Raw genomic sequence first — 19,382 nt, forward strand, 5'->3', positions numbered from 1 at the left:
TGATGCTTTGTGTGCATGGTGCTGTGGCGAGCGGCGGCTTATAGTCGGCAGCGTTGCTGCACAGCGCGCCTATGGAAAAGTCATGCAAACAGTCGATATTCCCGCTTTCTTGCGGCATCAGCCCTTGTTCCAGCAACTGTCTCCGGCGCAGATCGAGGCGCTGGTGCCCTTTACCCACGAAGTGCGTGGCAGCAAGGGGCAGGTGATTTTCCAGAAGGGCGACCCTTGTGACGGCATGTTCCTGGTGGTGTATGGCCGGGTGAAGCTGGCCATTTCCTCCAGTCAGGGCAGCGAAAAAGTAATGGAAATCATCCACCCCGGCCAGAGTTTTGCCGAGGCGGTGATGTTTCTGGGCAAGCCTTGCCCGGTGATGGCGCAGTTGCTGGAAGACGGCTTTTTACTGAAAGTGGAGGCACAGGGCATCAACCAGGCCATCGAAAATGACCCGGCCTTTGCCCGCCGCTTGCTGGCCGGGCTGTCGATGCGCTTGCACGGTCTGGTGCGTGACGTCGAGCGCTACACCATCGAAACATCGCTGCAGCGGGTGGTGGGTTATCTGTTGCAGAACGCCGACCTCACTGTGCCGATGCCGCTGGTGACGCTGCCGGTCAACAAGAACCTGATTGCCTCGCGGCTTAACCTGACGCCGGAAACGCTGTCGCGCATGCTGCACCAGTTGAGCGAAGCGGGGCTGATCGAGGTGAATGGCCGGGAAATCAGCCTGCTGAATGTGGACGGCCTGCGCCAGAGCGCGGACTAGGCGGCACTGTCCTTCTTGCTGCGCTGAACAATGAAAAACGCCTGATCATGTCAGGCGTTTTGCTTTGTCAGCCAGGCATTACCACTTGTAGCTGACGGTGGCGCTGATATTGCGCTTTTCACCGTAGTAGCAGGCATAGCTGCTGTAGCACGATGCCACGTAGGTCTTGTTGGCCAGGTTGTTGGCGTTGATCTGCAGCGTGCTGCCTTTGAGCGACGGGCTGAACTGGCCCAGTTGCAGCCGCAGGCGCAGGTCGTACAGCGTGACACCCGGAATGGTCAGGGTGTTGGCGCTATCAGCCCACATCCAGCCGGTATGGCGAATGCCGCCGCCCAGATTGATGCCGCGGTCAAAGGCGTAGTCCAGCCAGGCAGTGGCCTTGTGCGCCGGGGCCAGATACGGTGTTTTGCCCTGGTTGCTGCCTTCGGTCACTTCCATGTCGGTATAGGTGTAGCCAGCCAGCAAGGACAGCTGCTTGGTCAACTTGGCATTGGCTTCCAGTTCCACGCCGCGTGAGCGCACCTTGCCGATGGGATCGTATTTGAAAGTGGTGGCGTTGTACTGGGCGACATTGCTTTGGCGCAAGTCGTAAATGGCCGCCGACAGCTGGATGTCGCTGCTTGGCTGGTAACGGATGCCGACTTCGCTTTGCTTGCTTTGCATCGGTTTGAGCACATTGCCATTGGTATCGGTGGCATAGGCCTGGCTGGGGTCGAAACCTTCGCTATAGCTCAGGTAGGGGCTCAGGCCATTGGCGGCCTGGTATACCAGCCCCAGCCGACCGGTGGTTTTGCCACCATCCCAGCTATTGCTGACGCCGGTGCCGGTATTGGTTTCCGATACCTTGGCCTGATCGTGACGCAGGCCGGCGGTCAGCTTCCAGTTGTCCAGTGCCATCTGGTCCTGCAGGTAGACGCCGGTCTGATCGCGCTTGCGGTCGAAGTATTTGTAGGACAGCGGGTGGCTGCTGTCGTCATAGACGGTGTTGAAGGGATTGATGGTGGTGCCGGTGTAGGTATAGGAGTTGTCGCCCTTGTTGCGGCTGGTCTGGTAGTCCAGCCCGGCCAGCACGGTGTGCCTGAGTCCCAGCGCACTGAAGCGGGCTTCCAGGTTGTTGTCGATGATGTGGGCGGTGGAGCGCTCGCTGGAGCGGGCATAGGTGCGGTTGAGCAGATCGGAGCTGTCCGACACCCAGCCCACATCGGAGTACTGGCTCAGGTCGGTCTTGCTCAGTTGCAGGCGGTATTGCTGGCGGAAGGTCAGCGCGTCGTTGATGCGGTGTTCCAGCTGATAGCCAAAGTATTGCTGATCGCGGCTCATGCCGTCGCCACTGGAGCCTTCGTTGAAGCTGGTGGAGATGGTCTTGCCGTTATGCGGTACCACGGTGCCGTAATAGGGCAGGGTGCCGTGGTAGCCGGTGCTGGGGTCTTTCTGCAAATAGGCTTGCAGCAGCAAATTGGTGCGGTCGCTGATTTTCCAGTTGAGCGAGGGGGCCAGCACATAGCGCTCGGTGCTGGCGCCATTCTGCTGCTGGTCGGCGGCGCTGCCTTTGGCCACCAGGCGGTAGGACAGATCATCGCGCCCGGCCACGGCACCGCCAAAATCCAGCCCCAGCGATCGTTGCTGATGGTTGCCCACGGTCAGCGACAACTCGTGGTAGTCCGATTGCAGCGGGCGTTTGCTGGTGATGGCCACCACACCGCCGGGTGCGGCCTGGCCATAGCTGGCGGATGCCGGCCCGCGTACCACATCCAGCCTTTCCACTACGTAGGGGTCAATCTGTAGGGTGTTGTAGCCGTCCGGGTCGCCAAACAGGCGCAGTCCGTCCAGAAATTCATTGGCGGTGGGGTGATCGCTAAAGCCACGCAACACGATGTAGTCGTAGCGGGTAGTGGAACCCACCGCACCGGTAAATACCCCAGGGGTGTAATTGAGTGCTTCGCTGATGGTGCGGGCTTGCTGGTCTTCAATTTGCTGACGGGTGACCACAGACACGGCCTGCGGAATGTCTTGCAACGGTGTATCGGTTTTGCTGGCGCTCTTGCTGCTGCCCACCTGATAGCCCTGTGTCGGTGCCAGCGCATCATTGGCTTGATCGGCGCTGACTTTCACGGTGTCCAGCGTGGCGCTGTCGGTGGCGGCATAGGCCTGTTGCACCGCCAGTGCCAGGCTGGCCATGCACACTGCGTGACCCAGAACCTGGCTGGTGGATCGCTGCTTCTTGCTGCTGTTCATCACTGTTCCCTTGATGGATGACGGATATTGCTTCCCGCGCCCGGCCCCCGCCGGTTTGCTGAAGGGGAAGCATTCGACCATGCCTGCGGCGTGTGGCCGTGGCATGGTTGATGCAATAATGCTATTGATAATTATTATCATTCGCAATAATATTGTGAAAATTCTGATTGCAGGAGTGGCATTCATGACAACTCGCAACATGCAGCACGCTGGCCGGCAGGCTTCCTGTAAGCCCTTGGCGGGGCGCTAAGCACCCGCCGGGACAGCCTTGTCCGTCCGGTTTGCCCAGACAGTGGCCCACCGGTACCGGACCTCCCACCCACTGGCTCAGCCAGTACCCGGAGCGATGAAAACATGAAGCAGAATCTTGTCCCGCAAGCCATCTTTCCTGTCTTGACTGTCAGGAGGGCGCTGTAATGAACAGCAAGATCCACGACTTTGTTGCCATTGGCATTGGCCCCTTCAACCTGGGTCTGGCCTGCCTGACTCAACCGCTGGACGGGCTGGATGGTGTGTTTCTCGATCAGGCCGACGGCTTTGACTGGCATCCCGGCATGCTGCTGGAGAACGCCACCCTGCAAACGCCGTTTCTGGCCGACCTGGTGACGCTGGCGGACCCCACCAGCCGCTTCAGCTTTTTGAACTACCTCAAGCAAAGCGGGCGGATTTACGCGTTTTACATCCGCGAAGACTTTTTCATGCTGCGTCAGGAGTACAACCAGTACTGCCAGTGGGTGTGCGCACAGTTGGAGAACCTGCGTTGGCAGCGCCGGGTAGAGCGGGTGGAGTACGACGAAATCAACCACCTCTATCAGGTGTATTGCCATAACCTGGCCAGCGGCGAAGCCGAGCTATACCGTGGTCGCCATCTGGTATTAGGTACCGGTACCGTGCCGCTGTGGCCGGAGTGCTGCCAGTCGGTGCAGCAGCAGGCCAGCCACTCCGCCAGCTATCTGGCTGACAAGGCAGCCTTGCAGCGCCAGCCTTCCATCACCATTGTCGGCAGCGGGCAGAGTGCGGCAGAGATTTATTACGACCTGCTGCAAGACATCGACCGTTACGGCTACCAGCTCAACTGGCTCACCCGCTCGCCGCGTTTCTTCCCGCTGGAATACACCAAGCTGACGCTGGAACTGACTTCGCCGGAATATGTGGATTACTTCCACCGGCTGTCGCTGCCGCAGCGCGACCAGTTGTTGCAGCAGCAAAAAGGCCTGTTCAAAGGCATCAATGCCAGCCTGATCAACGACATTCACGAGCTGCTGTACCGCAAGCACCTGAACGGCACGCCCAACACCCTGCTGCTGGCCAATACCGCGCTTACCGCTTGCCGGCATGACAAGGCCAGCGGGCGCTTCGTGCTCAGCTTGCAGCAGCAGGAACAACAGCAGGACTTCCAGCTGGAAACCGCCGCACTGGTGTTGGCCACCGGTTATGGCTACCGCCAGCCAGACTTCCTGGCACCCATTGCCGGGCGCATCCAGCGTGATGCCCGTGGCCGCTTTGCCGTGGCGCGCGATTACAGCATCGATGCCGACCACCGCCTGTTTGTACAAAACGCCGAACTGCACACGCATGGCTTGTCGTCGCCGGACCTTGGCATGGCGTGCTATCGCAATGCCCGGCTGATCCGCAGCATGACCGGTGTTGCCCACTATCCGGTGGAGCAGCGCATTGCCTTCCAGCAATTCACCGTGCCGCAGTCGCAGCCCGCGCCGGAGCGCATGAGCGCATGAGGCGGGTATTGCTGACCCTGACCAGCCTGGCGGTGGTGGGCGATGCGGTATTGCTGCCGTTTTATCCCCAGTACTTTGCCAGCCGCTTCGGGGTGAACGATGCCAGCCTGGTGGGCAATTACCTGGCTGCCATGTGTCTGGTGGTGATGCTGGCGCTGCCCGCCTGGGCGGCACTGGCAAGGCGGGTGGCCTTGCTGCGGCTATTGCCTGTCACCCAACTGGCGGCGGCCTTGCTCTGCCTGTGCAGCGCCTACAGCAACAGCATGGCCGCCTTCTGGCTGGCATCGCTGGGCATGGTGGCGTGCAAGGCCAGCTATCTGCTGATCTACCCCATGCTGATGAGCCAGACCCCACGGCAACAGCACGGCAGCCTGATCGGCCTGTTGTCGGTGATTGTTCACTTTGGTGGCATCGCCGGAGCCTTGCTGGGTGGCGCCTTGCTGGGCCTGTTGCCACCGGGGGATATCTTCTTGCTGATGGCGCTGGCAGACCTGCTGCAAATGGCTCTGTGCCTGTGGCTGCGCTGGCATCCGCGCGCGTCATCTGCGGTTGTGGAGGCAGAGCAGGAGCAGGCAGCCAGCCCGCCGGCGGCAGGTGCTGCGCTGTGGCGGCTGGGACTGCTGATGTTGTTGTTCTACTGCAGTGCCTATCTGGTGCGCGGCTTCTTTGCCCTGTACTGGCAGCAGCAAAGCGGTATCGACAACAGTCTGCTGGCCGCGGCGGTGTTTGCCCTGCCTGCTGCCATGGCCTTGCTGGGTTTGTGGCATGCGCGGCGGCGTTCGCAGCGTGGCCTGACGGCAACGGCTGGCCTGCGCCACCTGTGGTGGCTGGGGGCGGCCGGTTTGCTGTTGCAGGCCCAGCCCTGGCTGCCACTGCTGTTGCTGGGGCGCTGCCTGTTTGGCTGGGCGCTGTTCCAGCTGACGGTATGGCTGGATGTGCAATTGTTCCGCCACAGCAGCCCGGCGCACTACGCCCGTGACTACAGCCGCATCAGCCTGTGCCAGAACCTGGGCGTGTTGCTGTCTTCTTCCGCCGCCGGTGTGCTGGTGGCGGGCCATGGCTTGCTGGCCCCGTTTGTGGCCGCAGCGCTGGGGCTGCTGCTGTGCTGGCTGTTATCCCCTGTATTGCTGCGGGAACCTGCCCCGGCACTTTCCCAAGGAGTTTGCCCATGACGGCGCGTTTACCTTTGTTCACCCGTCAGGTGGAGGGTTTTGGCTACTTTCGTCTGCATGGCTTGCGCATTCCCGAGGACATCCCCTTGCTGCATGACTGGGTGCAGCGTGATTACGCCCGCTACTGGGGCATGCAGGGGCATGAGCTGGCAGCAGTCACTGCCGCCTATGCCAGCTTGCAGGCCAGCGGCCATGCCCAGGCCTGGCTGGCCTGGCTGGACGATGCACCGGCTTTCCTGATGGAGCGCTACGACCCGGCCCATGACGAGCTGGGCCGCCATTACCCGGTACAGCCCGGCGATATCGGCATGCATTTGCTGCTGGCCCCGCCAGAGCAGCCGCGCAGCGGTTTTAGCCGGGTGGTGATGGATACGGTGCTGGCCGCCTTGTTTGCCGAGTCATCCGTCCGCCGCGTGGTGGTGGAGCCGGATGTGCGCAACGACAAGATCCACCAGCTCAACCGCTATGCCGGCTTTGTCTATCAAGGCGAAATCGCACTGCCGCACAAGCGTGCCGCGCTGGCTTTCTGCACGCGGGCGCAGTTCGACGCCCATCTGCAAGCCATCAGCGGCCAGGCCGCGTGTGCACTCTGACAACATTTACCCTGCCAGGGCAGCCGCTGTCAGGCGGCCAGGTCCTGGTGCAAGGAACACCATGCAAAACGTCAATCATCAACATCCGCAACAACTGGTTTCCCATCTGCAGCCGGCCATCTGGGCCAAGGTCAACCGCCTGCTGCTGCGCAAGGCCATTGCCGAGTTCTCCCACGAACTGTTGCTGACGCCGGAATTGCAGCAACAAGAGGATGGCTGGGGTGAATACCGCCTGCCCATTCCGGATGGCAGCGGCGCATACACCTTCCGTGCCCGGTTACTGGCACTGGAGCACTGGCTGATCGATCCGGCATCCATCCAGCGTACTGTTAAGGGTGCCGCCGCCGAGCTGGACGCGCTGGCCTTCATCATCGAATTCAAAACACCGCTGGGCATAGGCGACGACATGATGCCGGTGTACCTGGAGGAAATCAGCAGCACCTTGTATGGCAGTGCCTACAAGCATGCCCGTGGCGGGCTGAGTGCCGAGGAACTGACCCGGGCGGATTTCCAGTCGGTGGAAACCTCGATGATGGAAGGGCATCCGGGCTTTGTCGCCAATAACGGCCGTATCGGCTTTGATGCGGTGGATTACCTGCGCCATGCGCCGGAAGCCGCAGCGCCGCAGCGGCTGATCTGGCTGGCGGTGCACAAGGCGCGGGCCACCTTCTCGTGCGCGGCCGATCTGGATTACCAGCGCCTGTTGCAAGAAGAACTGGGCAGCGAGGCGCTGGCCGGTTTTGCCCGCCAGCTGGCCGCGCAGCAACTGGATATGGACGACTACCTGCTGATGCCGGCCCACCCGTGGCAGTGGTTCAACAAGCTGGCCATTTCCTTTGCGCCGGAAGTGGCACAGCGCCATATCGTCTGCCTGGGGTATGGCGAGGATGCCTATCTGGCGCAGCAGTCCATCCGCACCTTTTATAACATCAGCCAGCCGCAGCGCCGCTATGTGAAAACCGCGCTGTCTATTCTCAATATGGGCTTCATGCGCGGGCTGTCGCCGTATTACATGCTGGCCACTCCGGCCATCAACGACTGGATCCGCCAGCTGGTGGACAGTGATGCCTACTTGCGCCAGCAAGGCTTTGCCATTTTGCGCGAAGTGGCTTCCATCGGTTTTCGCAATCCCTATTTCGACAGCGGCATCAGCAAGGACTCGCCGTACAAGAAGATGTTGTCGGCGCTGTGGCGTGAAAGCCCGGCGTCCTTGCTGGCACCGGGCAAGCGGCTGATGACCATGGCCGCGCTGCTGCATATCGATGCGGCGGGGGAGTCCTTGCTGGCCGCGCTGATCAAGAGTTCCGGTCTGGATGCGCGCAGCTGGGTGGCGCGCTATCTGCAAGCCTATCTGGCACCGCTGCTGCATTGCTTCTATGCCCACGAGCTGGTGTTCATGCCGCATGGGGAAAACCTCATCCTGCAGCTGGACAACAATATTCCGCAGCGCGCCATCATGAAGGACATTGCCGAGGAGGCCGCCATCCTCAACCCGGACGCCGCCTTGCCACCGGCAGTGGCACGGCTGGCGGTGAAGGTGCCGGAACACATGAAACTGCTGGCCTTGTTCACCGACGTGTTCGACGGCTTCTTCCGCTATCTGTCCGCCATTCTGGATGAGCATTGCGGCCTGCCCGAACAAGCGTTCTGGCAGGAAGTTGGCCAGTGCGTGCGTACTTACCAGGCGCAATTCCCGCAGTTGGCCGAGCGTTTTGCCCGCTACGACCTGTTCATGCCGGAGTTTGACCGCTCATGCCTCAACCGGCTGCAACTGGGCAATAACCAGCAAATGCTGGACCTGGCCAACCCGGCGGGCAACCTCAAGTTTGCCGGCACCTTGCGCAATCCGCTGGGCAATCATGCGGCGAATCATGTGGCCGACTGATTGCGCCGCAGGCAGCACTCTGCCACTGGGTAGTTTGCTGCCGCTGCTGGCCCGGGCGCTGCCCGGGCTGGAGGGCCGGGTGGGGCTGCCCGCGCAAGATGAATTTGCCATTGGCAGCGCCAGTGCGGCCATCGGCCAACTGCTGCAGCACCTGTGCCAGCAGCATCCGGAAGCGGGCCCGCATTACTGGGGCTGCCGCAGCTGGAGCCTGCTGCTGTGGCAGCCTGCCTACGCCACGGTGCTGGCGGTGGAGCTGGCGGCAGTGCTGCCGGACTTCACTGCCATGCAGCAGCGCTTGTTGCCCGGCATGGTGGCCGGTTTCAGCCTGCCAGACCAAGTGCTGCAGCCTGCTGCTGTCGCCAGCCTGCGCCAGCAGGCCGCGTGGCAACTCACGGAAATTGCCGACTGCCTGCATGCCCAGCTGTATGCCCAGCAGCCATTGCACCCCAAGCTGGCAGGCCGCTTATTGGCCGATTGTGTGGCCGCCGCCTTGCTGCGGGTGCAGCAGCAGCGCCCGGCGCTGGATAACGCCACGGTGACCGACTGGTGTGCACAGTGGCTGGATGCAATGCAACTGCCAGAGGCCAGCGGGCTGTGGCCGGTGGCGCTGGAGCAGGGCGGCGAGCGGCTGGCACTGGAGCGGCGTGCCTGCTGTCAGCATTTTCGCCGCTGTGACGGGACACTGTGCAGTACGTGTCCGAAATTGAAACCGGCAGCGCGCATTGCGCTGCTCAAACAGGAGTGGGCACAACAAGATGTTGAGCTTGCATGATATCCAGGTGCAGCGTCAGGGACGTCGCCTGTTAGACATACCGGCCTTGCAGCTGGACGGGACGGCCTTCACCGTCATTCTGGGGCATAACGGCTCCGGCAAATCCACCTTGATGAATGTACTGGCCCGCCAGCTACAGCCGGATCAGGGACAGGTATTGCTGAATGGCGTGCCCAACGCCCGGCTGTCTGCCCGCCAGTTTGCCCGTCAGGTGGCGTATTTGCCGCAGCGCCTGCCGGACGCCGCCGGGCTGACGGTGGCGGAACTGGTGGCGCTGGGACGTTATCCCTGGTGCGGGCTGTTTGGCCGCTGGCGCGAGCAGGATAGTGCCGTGGTGGCACAGGCCATGGCCGATGCCGATGTCAGCCAGTATGCCGCGCGGGCGGCGGACAGCCTGTCCGGCGGCGAGCGCCAGCGGGCCTGGATTGCCATGTTGCTGGCCCAGCAATCGCCGTTGCTGCTGCTGGATGAGCCCACCTCGGCGCTGGATCTGGCCCATCAATACGAAATGATGGGCCTGTTGCGCCGCCTGAACCGGCAGACCGGACGTGGTGTGGTGGTGGTGCTGCATGATCTGAACCTGGCCGCCCGCTTTGCCGACCGCATCATCGCCTTGCAGCGCGGGGCCTTGTACTTTGACGGCAGCCCGCTGGAATTATTGCATTCGCCGCGGCTGTCCGGCCTGTACGGCATAGAAATCCGCCTGCTGGAGCAGGCCGGGCAAGCCTGTCCGGTGGCGGTGGTGGCCTGATATGGAGCATGTGATTGCCAAGCCTGGCCTGTACGGCCGACTGCCTGGGGCGCTGTACTGGGCATTAGCTGGCCTGATGGTATTGGCGGGCCTGCACCTGTGGCTTAACGGTGGCATGCCGCCTGCCGGACCGTGGTGGCAACAGCAGGACATTGCCAGCCTGCAGTTTTATTACGCCAGCCTGCCACGCATGGTGATGGCCTTGCTGGCCGGCGCCGCGCTGGGCCTGTCCGGCAGCGTGCTGCAACAACTCAGCGGCAATCGGCTGGTGTCGCCCATGACGCTGGGCATTTCTTCGGGTGCCTGGCTGGGTGTGGTGCTGGCTGCCGTGGTGCTGCCGGACAATCCCTCCTTGAGCAGCGGCTGGCCGGCCTTGCTGGGTGCCATGCTGGCCTTGGGGCTGGTTTTGCTGTTGGCCGGTCCGCGCGGGCTGAACGGCTTGCCGCTGGTGCTGGCCGGCATGGCGGTGAATCTGCTGCTGGGCGGCATGGCCACCATGCTGGTGTTATTGCACGACCAGTACGCCAGCAATCTGTTTGTCTGGGGTGCCGGCGATCTGGTGCAAATAGACTGGCAATGGGCGCAGTGGTTGTGGCCACGCCTGCTGCCTGTCGTGTTGTTGCTGTGGCTGGCACCCCGGCCATTGGCCATGCTGTCGCTGGGTGTGGCGGCCGCGCGCGGCCGCGGGCTGGCACTGGGCACCATTCTGCTGTTGTTGCTGGCGGCACTGTGGCTGAGCGCGGTGACGGTGACGGCGGTGGGGCTGATCGGTTTCATCGGCCTGCTGGCCCCCAATCTGGCCCGGTTGCTGGGTGCGCGCCGTCCGCTGGCGCAACTGGCCTGCAGTGCGTTCCTGGGCGCGGCTTGTTTGCTGGGCAGCGATTGTCTGGCACTGGCCATCGGCCGCTGGACGGGCAGCAGCCTGCCCAGCGGCGCGGTGACGGCCTTGCTGGGCGGGCCGCTGCTGCTGTGGCTGGTACGGCGCAGCATGAACGCGGCGCAGCACACGGCGATGTTGCAGATACCGGGCAGTCAGCGTCAGTGGCGCAAGCGCAACTACCTGCTGCTGCTGGGGACATTGCTGGGCTTGTGCTGGCTGAGTATCGCGCTGGCCCCCGGCCCCGATGGCTGGCAATGGCAGTGGCCGGATGCCTTGCTATGGTCGTTGCGCTGGCCGCGCAGCCTGGTGGCCCTGAGCGCCGGGGCGGGCCTGGCGCTGGCTGGCGTGCTATTGCAGCGGCTGCTGCGTAATCCGCTGGCCAGCCCCGATCTGCTCGGCCTGTCGGCGGGCTCCACCTTGTGCATGCTGCTGGTGGCCGCTTGCCTGGGGCGGTCCTTGCTGCAGGACGGCATCCTGTTTGCCTTGCTGGGGGCCTTGCTGGTGCTGGTTGCTTTGCTTGGGCTGGGCCGTCGCCACCAGTATGCGCCGGGCATGATGGCGCTCAGCGGCATTGCCTTGGCAGCCATGCTGGACGCCATGTTGCAAACGGTACTGGCCAAGGGCACGCCGGACAGCCTGGCGGTATTGGCATGGTTGTCCGGTTCCAGTTACCGGGTAACGCCGGCGCAGGCCTTGTCGCTCGGCCTAGCCATGCTGTTGCTGGCCGTGCTGGCCCTGGCCTGCCAGCGCGTGCTGACTCTGCTTGGTCTGGGCGATGGCCTGGCACAGGGGCGTGGCCTGCATCTGGCTGCCGCGCGTCTGGGCCTGCTGCTGCTGGTGGCCTTGCTGACTGCTGCGGTGACCGCGGTACTGGGGCCGGTGGCGTTTTTAGGCCTGCTGGCACCCCATATGGCCAGCATGCTGGGCGCGCGGCAGGCAGCAAGACAGCTGCTGGTGGCCGCCTTGCTGGGCGCCGCTTTGCTGCTGCTGGCCGACTGGCTGGGACGGGTGCTGATTTATCCGCGTCAACTGCCGCTGGGCATGCTGGCATCGGTGTTGTGCGGTTGTTATTTCCTGTTGTTGCTGGGGTGGCAACGCCTGCGGCGTGGAGGTGGGCAATGAGGCGTGGCTGGTATTGTGTGCTGTTGTGGTGGGTGCTGGCCTGCCAGGCCATTGCCGGTGGTGTGGATGAACTGAGGGCGGCACCGGCCATGCCGACAGCCAAGCGTATTGTGGCGCTCAGCTGGGAGGCGGCGGAAAACCTGCTGGAGCTGGGCATCACCCCGCTGGCGGTGGCGGATGCCGACGATTACCGGCGCTGGGTGGCGCAGCCATTGCTCCCCGCCGGAGCGCTGTCGGCGGGCAGCCGGCTGGAGCCGAATCTGGAATTGCTGGCCAGCCTGAAGCCCGATCTTATCCTGAGCAGTCCGGTGCTGGATGCCTTGCGCCCGCGACTGCAAGCCATTGCGCCGGTGCTGAGCATCGATGCTTTCCGCCCGAACGAGGACCATGCCCAGGCAGCCGAAGCCATTTTCCGGCAACTGGGCCGGGTGCTGGGCCGCCAGCCGCAGGCTGACGCCAGGTTGCACCAGCTGGCACTGGGCTTTGCGCAATTACGTCAGCAATTGCAGGCGCATGGTGCCCGGCGTTTGCCACGGGTGCAGGTCATTCGTTTTGCCAATGCCTCCAATGTGTATGTGTATGGCAGCAATGCCATGCCGGTGCTGGCCTTGCGCCGGCTGGGCCTGAACACTACCGGCACGGCGGCGGCTTCGGTATGGGGAATCAACCAGCAGCGGGTGGTGGACCTGGTGGCCTGGCGCGATGATGTTGTGCTGTATCAAGAACCATTTGCCGAAGCCGGGCGGCTGTTTGTCAGCCCGCTGTGGCAGGGCATGCCTTTTGTCCGGCAGCAGCGGCTGGCTGCGGTAGCCCCGGCCTGGAGTTATGGCGGGGTGGGCTCCTTGTATTACCTGGCCCAGCGCATGACGGCAGCCTTGTTACGCTTGCCGCTACTGGCTGACCAGCCGGTGGCAGCAAACCGGGCTAGCCGCCGGTCATCGACATGAAGCGCACCACCTGCTGTGGCTGCTGAATGAATTCGTGTTTTTCCGGCTTCAGTTCGATAGCGGCGCGAATGGCGGCTTCCAGCTCGGCATCGCTGCAACCGGCACGTAATAGCGGGCGCAGTTCCAGTTGTTCTTCCTGGCCCAGACACATGTACAGCGTGCCATCCACCGATAGCCGCACCCGGTTGCAGGTGGCGCAGAAGTGCTGCGACAGCGGCGTAATCAGTCCCAGGGTGAAGCTGGCGTCGGCGTTCTGCCAGTAAGAGGCGGGGCCGCCGCCCAGGCTGCGGCTGCTGGCCATCAGGCCATGCTGGCGGGTGAGTTTGTTCAGCAACTGGCTCAGGTCCAGCCCTTGCGCGGCCTGGCCGGTACTACCCATGGGCATGGCTTCGATCAGACGCAGCACAAAGCCCTGTTCCATGCAGTAGGCCAGCATGGATTCGATATCACCGTCGTTCACCCCGGCCAGCGGCACCATATTGATCTTGATATTGGCAAAGCCCGCCTGTTTGGCAGCCGCCAGCCCCAACAGCACCTTGTCCAGGCTGTCGCTGCCACTGATGCTGGCCACGCAGTCGCGGCGCAGCGAATCCAGGCTGATATTCAGGCGTTGCAGGCCGGCGGCTTTCAGCGGCGCGGCCAGGCTGGCCAGCTGGGTGCCATTGCTGGTGAGCGACAGGTCTTCCACGCCGGGCAGGGCTGCCAGTGCAGCTACCAGCTGCGGCAAGTCACGCCGCAGCAAGGGTTCGCCGCCGGTCAGGCGGAAGCGGCGCGTGCCCAGCCGGGCAAAAGCGGCCACCACGCGTTCGATTTCGTCAAAGCGCAACCAGTTTGCCGGTTCCTCGAAGCCTTTGAAGCCTTTGGGAATGCAATAGCTGCAACGCAGGTCGCAGCGGTCGGTGACGGATACGCGCAGATAGTCGATGGTTCTGCCAAAACGGTCGGACAGCATGGCTGGCACCAGAAGGGGAGAATGGCTGTCAGTGTAGGCTGAGCGTGGCGGCTTGCCAGTTGGCCAGTGGTGGAGGCCGGGCTACGCCGTAGGGAGTAGGGGGCGGCTCAGGCCGCCATCACGCGATTGCGACCCAGGTGCTTGGCCTGATACAGCGCGTTGTCCACCCGCATGATCAGGCTTTCCACGGTTTCATTGTCCTGGTGGATGGCCACGCCCAGGCTTACCGTGATGGCCGGCAGTTTCTCATGCCGGTTTTCTGCCACGGTGCGGCGCAGTGCTTCGGCCAGCCGCATGGCATTGTCGTGACTGGTTTGCGGCAGCAGGATGACGAACTCCTCGCCACCCCAGCGGCACACGGTATCTTGCGCCCGCACGCGGGACTCCAGGGTGCGGGCCAGCCATACCAGCACTTCGTCACCGGTAAAGTGGCCGTGCTGGTCGTTGATTTGCTTGAAGTTGTCCGCGTCGATCAGGATCAGGCTGAAATCGTTGCCAAAACGCTGCTTGTCCTGGATGGCACGTTCCAGTTGCAGCAGCAGGTGCCGCCGGTTCCACAGGCCGGTAAGCGGGTCTTTCAGTGCGGCCTGTTCCAGTTCGGCCTTCAGCCGTTTTTGCTCGGTAATGTCGTGCACCACGCATAACATCAAGCGTTGGCCGTGAATCAACACCGGCCCGGCATAGGTCTGTACGTCGCGCAGGCTGCCATCGGCCAGGCGGTGAACAAAACTCAGCGGCTTGTGGCCACCGGGCAATTGTGAAATATGGTGCATCACCGGCAGGATGTCCCGCCCCATGGCGTTGATTTCCCAGGTGTGCTTGTGGATGAATACTTCGCGCGGATAGCCATAAAAACGCGCAGCCGCCTGATTGACGTTGACGATGCGGCCATCATCGGCCGGGTCGATCAACAGCATGGGCGCGCTATTGGTTTGCATCAGCATTTCGTGAAAGCTGCCGTCGCGTCCGGGGTCGGCAGACAGCACGCTGGGGGCTACGGCGGGCAGGGCGGCTTCCAGCATGCCTTCGGCAATGATGGCCGGGCGGTCGTCTTCCAGTCGCAGATGGCCCAGGCGGCAGCACAGCACTTGCGGGCCGTCCTGACCGGGCAGGGTCCATACTTCCACCACCTGCTGGTATTGCAGCATGTCCGGGCTGTAGTCGCTCAGCTGTTCCAGTGCGCGTGCAGACAGATGACCACCACGCAGGCAGGCGATGTCCTGACCGCCAGACAGTTGACTGGCCTGGCGGTTGGCGAACAACAGCTTCCCGCTGTCCGGCAGGATGATCCAGACCGGGGTATGCAGGGCATCCAGCAGCGCAAAGGATGTCATGGTGTTTAGCTGGCAGCGGCAGTGTTGGGCGTGTCCATGTATGACATGGTAGTTGTCCTTTTTGCCAGCTTCAACACCATTAATGGCAAGGTCATGGTTCAGGGCAGCTTGTCCAGCCCGTGTTCGACGGCAAACAGCGCGGCCTGTACCCGGCCGTTAAGGCTGAGTTTGCGCAGGATATTCTGCACATGGACCTTGATGGTGCTCTCTGCCAGGTCCAGCGAGCGGGCAATTTCCTTGTTGCTGACGCCACGGCTGAGCCAGGCCAGGATTTCCCGCTCGCGCTGGGTCAGTTGCTCCACGCCGCTGCGCTTGCTTTTGCTGCTTTCGCCGCCACGCAATTGCGACAGCAGCTTGGAGGTCATTTCCGGCGACAGCACGCTGTCGCCATCCACCGCCCGGCGGATGCTGTCCAGCAGGAAGTCGGCATTGATGTTTTTCAGCAGATAGCCGCGTGCGCCGGTTTTCAGGCATTCAGCCAGGTCGTCGCCGTCTTCGGACACGGTAAGCATCAACACCGCCAGCTGGGGCTGGGTGACCTGGATTTGTGCCAGGGCTTCGCGGCCGTTCATCTGCGGCATGTCAATGTCCAGCAGCACCACGTCGGGCTTTAGTTGCTCGCACAGTTTGACGCCTTCCAGACCGTCGGCGGCTTCGCCGACGATTTCAAAATCGTTCTGGCGTTGCAGCAGGGCTTTCAGGCCACTGCGAAACAGGGTGTGGTCGTCAACCAACAGGATGCGGATGGGGGTCATGCGGCTTGTCTTTCAGTGTGGGGGAGCAGCAGGCTGACTTCGGTGCCGCCGTCGGCATGCGCCTTGATGCTGATCTGGCCATGAATGCGCGCTGCGCGTTCCTGCATGATGGACAGGCCGACATGGCTGGCGCGACGGCTGGCGACAAGATCTTCGTCAAAGCCGCAGCCATCATCACGTATCTGCATGCAAAAATCGGCATCATTGCTAATTTCCACCGTGACGCGGCGGGCGTGGGCATGTTTGCGTACATTGGACAGGGCTTCTTGCAGGATGAAAATCACCTGCAGCTGCTGTTGCGGGTCCAGCGCCAGGCCATTACCGCTGAGGCTGAGCTGGGTAGGCACACGCGCCTGTTTTTCGAAACGGTCCAGCAAGGTGCGTACCGCATCGGCAAAGTCTTCCTTGTTGATGCGGGTGCGGAAGTTGAGCAGCAGTTCGCGCACGTCCTCATAGCATTCCTGCACACCGGCACGGATGCAGGCCAGGTTTTCCTGTGCCTGTTCCGTTTGCTGCTCGGCCAGAGCGGATTCCAGCATCTGTACTTGCAGGTTGAGGAAGGACAGTGACTGGGCAATGCTGTCGTGCAGGCCTTGCGCCATCAGGTTGCGCTCTTCTGCCACGGCAAACTGGCGGTCGCGTGCGGCCAGGCGCTGGTTTTCCACCGCCACGCCCAGGTGGCTGCCCAGGGTTTCCAGCAAAAACTGGTCTTGCGTGCTCAATTGCGACGCTTGATAGAAGTACAGCGTGAAAATGCCGACATTGTTCTGGTTGTGACGGATGTGGAACACCGAAATGCTGGCAAAGCCGACGCGTTGGCAGTGTTTTTCTTCCATCTGCGGCAGTTGGTCGAAGCGGTGAATCACCGACACCGGCTGTTGCACGGCATCGCCGCACAGGCAGCCGTCGATGGGGGCGCAGTCATCGTGCTCCAGCATGTCCAGCGGCAGGCCTTGCTGGGCAATCAGTTCCAGCCGGCCACGCTTGAAATCCACCAGCCGTACGCTGCCGGCATCGGCACCGGTGAGTTCGATCAGACGGCTGATGAAGCCACTGCACATATTGTCCAGCGTGTGCGAGCCGTGCAAAAAGGCCGTGACGTTGTACAGGGCGGCCAGTTGGCGGTTTTTCTCTTCCACCGAACGGGTTTTTTCGACCACCTTTTGTTCCAGCGTGGTGTACAGGTCTTGCAGGCGGTCGGCCATCTGGTTAAAGCCGGTGGCGATGGAGGCAAATTCATCACTGCTGTCCACGCTTACGCGGGTGGCCAGATTGCCGTCGCGCAGCCGCAGCATGCCTTCGCCCAGGGCATTGAGCGGACGGATCACCAGCAGGAACAACAAGAACATCATGCTGAAGGAGCCGACTATGGCCATGGCAATCAGCGCCATCTGGAAAAAGCGCAGCAAGGTGGTGTTGCGTGCATTGTCTTCTTCCACCAGTTTCACCAGCCGGTCTATGCGGTTGACGAAGCTGGCAATGTCAGGTCGTTCCATCTTGCGTGGCTGGCCGGCCTGCCGGGCGGCGGTTTCCAGCAGGGGTTGCATGTCCTGCTGCCAGGCTTGCTCGATGAGCGCCACCTGCTGATGAACCGCAGCATTGTCCGGCAAAAACAGCGGGCGGGCCGGGTCACCTTTTTTCAGGCGCGCCAGAATGGTGGCAAATTGCTGTTCTTCATCGTGAATGGCATTCAGCGGCGCGCCTTCGCTCACTTGCAGGGCAATGTGATAGCTGCGCATGCGCAGGCTGCCGGCATCGTTGATGGCGGCGGCGCCGCCTTCCAGCTTCCAGGACAGCACCAGGGTGTAGCCGATGGAGGTCATGGCCAGCAGCAGCCAGGCGATGGTCAGCATCAGCAGTTTGGTGGACAGGCTGCGCCATTGCGGGGTCTGGTAAAGCATCATTCAGGACGGGTCCGGTGGGGCTGGGGGGCAGGAGAGGGCATGGTTACTCTCCTGTGCTTCAGCTTAACAATAATGCCTGTCCTGTGTGACAGCAATTCTCCATAAGGAGGAGAACAGCGCCGGGATGGCAGCTGGCTGATGGCCCGCTGTGGCGCGGTTTGGCGGCTGACCATCCCCCATAGTGATTAGTCCGGCTTCTCCATCTGCCGCAGCTGCCTAGCTCCTCATGCCGCCTGGCGTGCTGCTATCGGTGAATATTTCCCGCGTGTGGAAAAGGGTTAAATGCCAGCTATCCCAATAGCGGAGCACGGCATCATGGCTTCATTACGCTTCAAGCAGTATGCGGTACTGGCGTCCAGCACCCTTGCCTTCACCATCTGTTTCATGATCTGGATGATGTTTGCCGTGCTGGGCATTCCCATCAAACAGCATCTGGGGCTGAACGAAACCGAATTCGGTATTCTGGCCGCCACGCCGGTGCTGTCCGGCTCGCTGGTGCGGGTGCCGCTGGGTATCTGGACCGACCGCTTTGGCGGCCGCATCGTGCTGTTTGTGCTGATGCTGACCTGCGTGCCCTTCATTTTCATCATGCAGTACGCCACGGCCTACTGGCAGTTCCTGGCCATCGGCCTGCTGGTGGGGCTGGCCGGCGGGGCTTTTTCTGTTGGCACGCCCTATGTGGCGCGCTGGTTCAAGCCGGAGCAGCAGGGCATGGCCATGGGCGTGTTTGGTGCCGGTAATGCCGGTTCTTCGCTCACCAAGCTGGTGGCACCCGGCATCATCGCCATCGGTGGCTGGCAGCTGGTGCCTTCGGTATACGCCGGCATCATGCTGGTGACGGCCATCTTGTTCTGGCTGTTTTCCTATCAGGACAAGGCCCATCTGGTCAGCAGCAAGGCCAGCCTGCGCAGCCAGCTGGTGCTAATGAAAAACCCGGCCGTGCTGCGCTACTGCCAGTACTACTCGGTGGTGTTTGGCGGCTATGTGGCGCTGGCACTGTGGATGACTAAGTACTACGTGGGCGAGTACGGTTTTGACATCAAGCATGCGGCGTTTCTGGCGGCCTGTTTCTCCCTGCCCGGCGGCGTGCTGCGGGCGATGGGCGGCTGGCTGTCCGACCGCTTTGGCCCCTACAAGGTGACCTGGGGGGTGATGTGGAGCTGCTGGGTGGCGTTTTTCATCCTGTCTTACCCGCAAACCGACTTCAGCATCACCACCACTCATGGCGTGCAAAGCTTCCATATCGGGCTGGGGGTCACCCAGTTCACCCTGATGCTGTTTGGCGTGGGCATTGCCATGGCCATCGGCAAGGCCTCGGTGTTCAAGTTCATTGCCAATGAGTTTCCCGACAATATCGGCGCGGTATCCGGCGTAGTGGGCCTGGCGGGCGGCATGGGCGGTTTCCTGTTGCCCATCCTGTTTGGCGTGCTGCTGGATGTCACCGGCGTGCGCAGCAGCGCCTTCATGCTGCTGTACGGCACGGTATGCGTGTCGCTGGTATGGATGCACTTTTCCTTCAAGCCCGCACAGGGCAAGGCCGTGGCCGCAGCGGCCAAATAGTCGGCCTGAAAGCAGCAACCCCAT

Annotated in this window: 16 protein-coding genes; 11 read left to right on the forward strand and 5 right to left on the reverse strand. The window is 62.3% G+C overall.

Annotation, left to right across the window (positions count from 1 at the left end; all coding sequences use genetic code 11):
- Window positions 1–82 precede the first annotated feature (82 nt).
- Window positions 83–760, forward strand: coding sequence for a Crp/Fnr family transcriptional regulator (locus tag HWX34_RS13340; RefSeq protein ID WP_178972696.1), 678 nt, complete (start codon window positions 83–85; stop codon window positions 758–760).
- A 78-nt stretch (window positions 761–838) separates the two neighbouring features.
- On the opposite strand, the gene HWX34_RS13345 is transcribed toward HWX34_RS13340, so the two are convergent.
- Window positions 839–2,995 carry a TonB-dependent siderophore receptor gene (locus HWX34_RS13345; RefSeq protein WP_178972697.1) on the reverse strand — a complete coding sequence of 719 codons (2,157 nt, stop codon included), beginning with the start codon at window positions 2,993–2,995 and terminating at the stop codon, window positions 839–841.
- Between HWX34_RS13345 and HWX34_RS13350 the strand changes: the two genes are divergently transcribed.
- The 9 genes from HWX34_RS13350 to HWX34_RS13390 all read left to right on the forward strand — a co-directional run bounded on the left by HWX34_RS13350 (window position 2,982) and on the right by HWX34_RS13390 (window position 12,853).
- The gene (locus HWX34_RS13350; protein WP_178972698.1) at window positions 2,982–3,245 is read left to right on the forward strand and encodes a hypothetical protein; all 264 of its coding nucleotides are present in this window, start codon (window positions 2,982–2,984) and stop codon (window positions 3,243–3,245) included. The genes HWX34_RS13345 and HWX34_RS13350 overlap by 14 nt on opposite strands.
- A gap of 166 nt (window positions 3,246–3,411) precedes the next feature.
- Window positions 3,412–4,731 carry a lysine N(6)-hydroxylase/L-ornithine N(5)-oxygenase family protein gene (locus HWX34_RS13355; RefSeq protein WP_178972699.1) on the forward strand — a complete coding sequence of 440 codons (1,320 nt, stop codon included), beginning with the start codon at window positions 3,412–3,414 and terminating at the stop codon, window positions 4,729–4,731.
- On the forward strand, window positions 4,728–5,903 hold the full coding sequence (locus HWX34_RS13360) for an MFS transporter (protein WP_178972700.1): 1,176 nt from the start codon (window positions 4,728–4,730) through the stop codon (window positions 5,901–5,903). The genes HWX34_RS13355 and HWX34_RS13360 overlap by 4 nt, the downstream gene beginning before the upstream one ends.
- Entirely contained in the window at window positions 5,900–6,496 is a 597-nt protein-coding gene (locus HWX34_RS13365; RefSeq protein ID WP_178972701.1) for a GNAT family N-acetyltransferase, read from the forward strand. The genes HWX34_RS13360 and HWX34_RS13365 overlap by 4 nt, the downstream gene beginning before the upstream one ends.
- A gap of 61 nt (window positions 6,497–6,557) precedes the next feature.
- Entirely contained in the window at window positions 6,558–8,381 is a 1,824-nt protein-coding gene (locus tag HWX34_RS13370) for an IucA/IucC family siderophore biosynthesis protein (protein ID WP_178972702.1), read from the forward strand.
- Window positions 8,368–9,153: a siderophore ferric iron reductase gene (locus HWX34_RS13375; protein ID WP_178972703.1), complete on the forward strand. Its 786-nt coding sequence runs from the start codon at window positions 8,368–8,370 to the stop codon at window positions 9,151–9,153. Before HWX34_RS13370 ends, HWX34_RS13375 begins: the two co-directional genes overlap by 14 nt.
- On the forward strand, window positions 9,137–9,904 hold the full coding sequence (locus HWX34_RS13380; RefSeq protein ID WP_178972704.1) for an ABC transporter ATP-binding protein: 768 nt from the start codon (window positions 9,137–9,139) through the stop codon (window positions 9,902–9,904). The genes HWX34_RS13375 and HWX34_RS13380 overlap by 17 nt, the downstream gene beginning before the upstream one ends.
- 1 nt (window position 9,905) lies before the next feature.
- Window positions 9,906–11,906 (forward strand): Fe(3+)-hydroxamate ABC transporter permease FhuB, encoded by a 2,001-nt coding sequence (gene fhuB, locus HWX34_RS13385; protein WP_178972705.1) that lies wholly within the window; start codon window positions 9,906–9,908, stop codon window positions 11,904–11,906.
- On the forward strand, window positions 11,903–12,853 hold the full coding sequence (locus HWX34_RS13390) for an iron-siderophore ABC transporter substrate-binding protein (protein WP_178972706.1): 951 nt from the start codon (window positions 11,903–11,905) through the stop codon (window positions 12,851–12,853). The genes fhuB and HWX34_RS13390 overlap by 4 nt, the downstream gene beginning before the upstream one ends.
- On the opposite strand, the gene moaA is transcribed toward HWX34_RS13390, so the two are convergent.
- The 4 genes from moaA to HWX34_RS13410 all read right to left on the reverse strand — a co-directional run bounded on the left by moaA (window position 12,831) and on the right by HWX34_RS13410 (window position 17,798).
- Window positions 12,831–13,805, reverse strand: a complete 975-nt coding sequence (gene moaA, locus HWX34_RS13395) for a GTP 3',8-cyclase MoaA (RefSeq protein ID WP_178972707.1) — start codon at window positions 13,803–13,805, stop codon at window positions 12,831–12,833. The genes HWX34_RS13390 and moaA overlap by 23 nt on opposite strands.
- 107 nt (window positions 13,806–13,912) lie before the next feature.
- Window positions 13,913–15,139, reverse strand: a complete 1,227-nt coding sequence (locus HWX34_RS13400) for a sensor domain-containing diguanylate cyclase (protein WP_178972708.1) — start codon at window positions 15,137–15,139, stop codon at window positions 13,913–13,915.
- A gap of 98 nt (window positions 15,140–15,237) precedes the next feature.
- Window positions 15,238–15,894 carry a response regulator transcription factor gene (locus HWX34_RS13405; protein WP_178972709.1) on the reverse strand — a complete coding sequence of 219 codons (657 nt, stop codon included), beginning with the start codon at window positions 15,892–15,894 and terminating at the stop codon, window positions 15,238–15,240.
- Complete coding sequence (locus HWX34_RS13410) at window positions 15,891–17,798, reverse strand: type IV pili methyl-accepting chemotaxis transducer N-terminal domain-containing protein (RefSeq protein ID WP_178972710.1); 1,908 nt, start codon at window positions 17,796–17,798, stop codon at window positions 15,891–15,893. The genes HWX34_RS13405 and HWX34_RS13410 overlap by 4 nt, the downstream gene beginning before the upstream one ends.
- Window positions 17,799–18,113: 315 nt before the next feature.
- On the opposite strand from HWX34_RS13410, the gene HWX34_RS13415 reads away from it, so the two are divergent.
- Complete coding sequence (locus HWX34_RS13415) at window positions 18,114–19,358, forward strand: nitrate/nitrite transporter (RefSeq protein ID WP_178972711.1); 1,245 nt, start codon at window positions 18,114–18,116, stop codon at window positions 19,356–19,358.
- The last annotated feature ends 24 nt before the right edge of the window (window positions 19,359–19,382 follow it).

This window comes from Aquitalea sp. LB_tupeE (genome assembly GCF_013391415.1).
Taxonomy (GTDB): Bacteria; Pseudomonadota; Gammaproteobacteria; order Burkholderiales; family Chromobacteriaceae; genus Aquitalea.